Annotated in this window: 4 protein-coding genes and 1 tRNA gene; 4 read left to right on the forward strand and 1 reads right to left on the reverse strand. The window is 68.3% G+C overall.

Going from position 1 to position 4,365, the window contains the following annotated elements; genetic code table 11:
* Positions 1-911, reverse strand: a 911-nt coding sequence (locus tag L7D48_RS26475) for a sensor histidine kinase (RefSeq protein WP_237883251.1), incomplete at its 3' end; no start/stop codon positions are given.
* A gap of 179 nt (positions 912-1,090) precedes the next feature.
* On the opposite strand from L7D48_RS26475, the gene L7D48_RS26480 reads away from it, so the two are divergent.
* The 4 genes from L7D48_RS26480 to L7D48_RS26495 all read left to right on the forward strand — a co-directional run.
* The gene (locus tag L7D48_RS26480) at positions 1,091-1,774 is read left to right on the forward strand and encodes a hypothetical protein (protein ID WP_237883253.1); all 684 of its coding nucleotides are present in this window, start codon (positions 1,091-1,093) and stop codon (positions 1,772-1,774) included.
* A gap of 25 nt (positions 1,775-1,799) precedes the next feature.
* Positions 1,800-1,871, forward strand: a tRNA-Gln gene (locus tag L7D48_RS26485).
* 493 nt (positions 1,872-2,364) lie between these two features.
* The gene (locus L7D48_RS26490; RefSeq protein ID WP_237883255.1) at positions 2,365-3,153 is read left to right on the forward strand and encodes an ABC transporter ATP-binding protein; all 789 of its coding nucleotides are present in this window, start codon (positions 2,365-2,367) and stop codon (positions 3,151-3,153) included.
* The coding region (locus L7D48_RS26495; RefSeq protein WP_237883257.1) for an ABC transporter permease at positions 3,150-4,365 on the forward strand (1,216 nt) is incomplete at its 3' end. The genes L7D48_RS26490 and L7D48_RS26495, both read left to right, overlap by 4 nt.

The following is a 4,365-nucleotide window of genomic DNA, read 5'->3' on the forward strand; positions in this document are numbered from 1 at the left end:
GACCCGGCCCCCGGCGCATCCCCCGACACCCGCACGGACTCCGGCACCTGCGCGGACCCCGACGGCTTCGCCTCATGCGCCCGCAGCACACCCAGCATCGTCCGCAACTCCGTCAGCGCCTGCCGCCCCATGTCCCCGATCAACACCGCGTTCCGCGAAGCCTTCTCCGGATCCTTCCGCGCCACCGCCTGCAACGCCGCCGCATGCACCACCATCAGACTCACCCGGTGCGCCACCACATCGTGCATCTCCCGCGCGATCCGCGTCCGCTCCTCGTTGCGCGCCCACTCCGCACGCTCCTCCGCACGATCCGCCAGCAGCGACAACTCCCGCTCCAGACCGTCCGCACGCTCCCGCAGACTCTCCACCAGCCGCCGCCGCGCCCCCACGTACAGTCCCAGCAGCACCGGCGGCGCCGTCACACCCACCGACATCAGCACCGACACCAGCGGAACGAACCACACCGGCGGGTCATAGCCGTAGTCGTCCCGCACCACACTCCGCTGAAGCTCCACGGTCGCCACGATCAGCGACCCCAGCCCCTGCATACCGGCCAGCAGGGCGATGATCCGCCGCGGCACATCCGAGGCCGCCAGCGTGTACAGCCCCACCGTCCCCAGCACGACACCCATCTGCGCCGGCGTGACCGCGATCGCCACCAGCACCACCGCGATCGGCCACCGCCGCCGCAACACCAGCGACAACCCCGCCAGCGCGCCCAGCACCACCGACAAACCCACCGGAATGCCGGCCTCACGCGCGAACGGAACCCCCTGCGCCGCGCACTCCGCACCCGACACCAGCGCGAGCCCCACGTCCAGCACCGCACTCCGGCGCCGCGTCCACCACAGCGGCCCCCGAGGCGCGTCACCCTGGTCACGGGCTTTGACACTTTCCCCCGTCTCGGTCATACCGCCCAGCCTACGACCGGCCGCCAGGGGTTTTCGGGGTGGTTCCGCACGCGGAAAACCGCGTGCCCGTCGGCAGGCGTGATGACATGCACGGCGATGAAAAAGCTACTTTTCACCCGAACCACTGAATCATCCGGATTTTCGAACCACGCACGCTTTTGCGGGTCCAGGATGGCGCCATGGTTCAAGCCAAGACGGAGATGAAGGAGCGCGCCCGCGCCCTGCGCCGCGCGGGCCGTACATACGACGAGATCGTGGCGGAGCTGGGGGTGTCGAAGAGTTCGGTGTCGCTGTGGGTGCGGGACCTGCCGAGGCCGGAGCGGCGGGTGGAGCACGCTCGCATGATGGCGGAGGCGCGGTGGGCCCCCCATCGGCGTGCCGTGGCGATCAAACGTCAGCAAACGAAGTTGACGGCGGCCAACGAGATCCACCCCATGACGGATCGGGAGCTGTTCCTGGTCGGAGTGGGGCTCTACTGGGCCGAAGGGTCGAAGAGCAAGCCGCACCGGTTGCAGGAGACGGTCGTCTTCGTCAACAGTGATCCGACGATGATCGAGGTCTACCTCGCATGGCTCGCGCTGCTCGGAGTGGAACCCGAGCGGCTGCGCTTCCACGTCATGATCCACGAGTCGGCGGATGTGGCGGCAGCCGAGCGTTACTGGGCCGACCTTGTTGGGGTGGGCGTCGCCGCGCTGGGCAAGACCACGCTCAAGAAACACAACCCCAAGACGGTGCGCAAGAACACCGGCGAGGACTACAAAGGGTGCTGTGTGGTCAGGGTACGCGGTGGAGCGGACCTGTACCGTCGCATCGAGGGCTGGTGGTACGGCATAGTAGTGGAGGCCGGTCGGACCCCTAAGTAAATGTCCGATTTGGCCTGAGTTGCCATCCCCTGTGGTGTAATCGGCAACACTATCCACTTTGGATGGATCATTCCAGGTTCGAGTCCTGGCGGGGGAGCTCAGAGTTCGAATGAAGGGCCCCGACCCACCGGTCGGGGCCCTTCGCCGTACCCGCGAGCGGCCCCGACGGCCCGGCGGCCCGACGGCCCGGCGGGCCGGCGGGCCCGCACCGGGTTGAGGTTGACGTAGGGGAAAGGGCGTCCTCGGGACCGAGTCCCCTAGGGGGCGGTACCCCCTTCCTCCTACCCGCGGCTCGTCCCCTGGCAGGACGAGGGCGGGCGGATCGCTCCCTAGGCTGCTTGGTGCAGGGTGCCGCACGGGTGGGGTGGTGCTGGCCCCCGTACGGATACGGCACCGCGCACCATCGCGGGGCCGGACCGGGCGCGGCAGGCTCTTCGCGTAAGCCGGAGCAAGACGCAGATCAGACGCAGATCAGACCCGGATCAAGACGTCGGAGCAGGATCCAGTCAGTTCGGTGCCGGCCGGTGCCGAGGGCTTCGGGGAGGCCCCGTTCCGGTGCGGTCGATGGAAGTCGATATAGGAGACATACCGTGACAACGGCTGTAGTGAATCCCAGGACCGGGGGCAGTGGAGGAAGTACGGCTGTTGCCGCGCGGGCGCGGCAGGTCGTCAAGGCGTACGGCGCCGGTGAGACGCGGGTGGTGGCACTCGACTCGGTGGACGTGGACATCGCGCGGGGGGCGTTCACGGCGATCATGGGCCCGTCGGGCTCGGGCAAGTCGACGCTGATGCACTGCCTTGCGGGACTGGACGCGGTGTCGTCGGGGCAGGTGTGGATCGGCGAGACCGAGATCACGGGGTTGAAGGAGAAGAGGCTGACCCGGTTGCGCCGGGACAAGATCGGTTTCATCTTCCAGGCGTTCAACCTGCTGCCCACGCTGACGGCCCTGGAGAACATCACGCTGCCGATGGACATCGCCGGCCGCAAACCGGAGCGGGAGTGGCTGGACCGCGTGGTGGAGACGGTGGGCCTGTCGGGCCGGCTGAAGCACCGCCCCAACCAGCTCTCCGGCGGCCAGCAGCAGCGCGTGGCGGTCGCCCGCGCCCTGGCCGCCCGGCCGGAGATCATCTTCGGCGACGAGCCGACCGGCAACCTCGACTCGCGCGCGGGTGCGGAGGTGCTGGGCTTCCTGCGGCGTTCGGTGGACGAGCTGGGTCAGACGATCGTGATGGTGACGCACGACCCGGTGGCGGCGGGTTACGCGGATCGGGTGCTGTATCTGGCGGACGGGCGCATCGTGGACGAGATGCTGCGGCCGTCGGCGGAGGCTGTGCTGGACCGGATGAAGGCGTTCGACACGTTCGGGCGGGTGTCATGACCGTTCTGAGGACTTCGCTGCGGAATTTCGTGGCGCACAAGGGCCGGATGCTGCTGAGCGGTGTCGCGGTGGTGCTGTCGGTGGCGTTCGTGTGCGGGACGCTGGTGTTCACGGACACGATGAACACGACGTTCGACCGGCTGTTCTCGCAGACGGCCGCCGATGTGACGGTTTCGTCGAAGGACGCGGGGGACGGTGAGACTCCGGCGACGGGGCGGCCGGTGACGGTGCCGGGTTCGCTGGTGGAGGAACTGGAGGGGGTCGAGGGGGTCGCCTCGGTCTCGGGTGGTGCGTTCAGCACGGGTGTGACGGTGGTGAACGCCGAGAACGAGAACATGGGGTCGTCGACGGGTGCGCCGACGATCGCGAGCAACTGGACTTCCATCGACGAGAGGTCGATGGAGGTCACCGAGGGCCGGCTGCCGCGTGGTCCGGGTGAGGTGATGGTCGACGCGGACACGGCCGACAGGCACGGTCTGGAGCTGGGTGAGGAGCTGCGGACGATCTCGGCGCTGGGTGACTTCCGGTCCGAGATCGTGGGTGTGGCGGCGTTCAGGTCGACGAATCCGGGCGCGACGGTGGTGTATTTCGACACCGGCACGGTGCAGGAGAGGTTGCTGGGGGCTTCGGACGTCTACACGGATGTGTATGTGATGGCGGCCGGGGGTGTGAGCGACGAGGAGTTGAAGGAGCGTGTCGTCGCGGAGCTGGGTTCGGGTGAGTACAAGGTCCGGACTCAGGAGGAGTACGCGGCGGAGGGCCAGGACGAGATCGGGTCGTTCCTGGATGTGATCAAGTACGCGCTGCTGGGTTTCGCGGGGATCGCGTTGCTGGTGGGTGTGTTCCTGATCGTGAACACGTTCTCGATGCTGGTGGCGCAGCGGACGCGTGAGATCGGTCTGATGCGGGCGATCGGTTCGAGCCGTCGGCAGGTGAACCGGTCGGTGCTGGTGGAGGCGGTGCTGCTGGGTGTGCTGGGCTCGGTGGTGGGTGTGGCCGCCGGTGTGGGTCTGGCCGTTGGGCTGATGGAGCTCATGGGCCTGGTGGGCATGAATCTGAGCACGGACGATCTGACGCTGCGGTGGGTCACGCCGGTGGTCGGTGTGGTGCTGGGTGTCGTGGTGACGGTGCTGGCGGCGTATCTTCCGGCGCGGCGTGCGGGCCGGGTGTCGCCGATGGCGGCGTTGCGGGATGACGGTCTGCCTTCGGCGG

This window comes from Streptomyces sp. ICN903 (genome assembly GCF_022015835.1).
In the GTDB taxonomy this organism is placed as follows: domain Bacteria; phylum Actinomycetota; class Actinomycetes; order Streptomycetales; family Streptomycetaceae; genus Streptomyces; species Streptomyces fenghuangensis.

Bases quoted from the DNA above. Each gene is read 5' to 3' on its own strand.
- L7D48_RS26480 (WP_237883253.1), top strand. From the start codon at position 1,091: ATGGTTCAAGCCAAGACGGAGATGAAGGAGCGCGCCCGCGCCCTGCGC.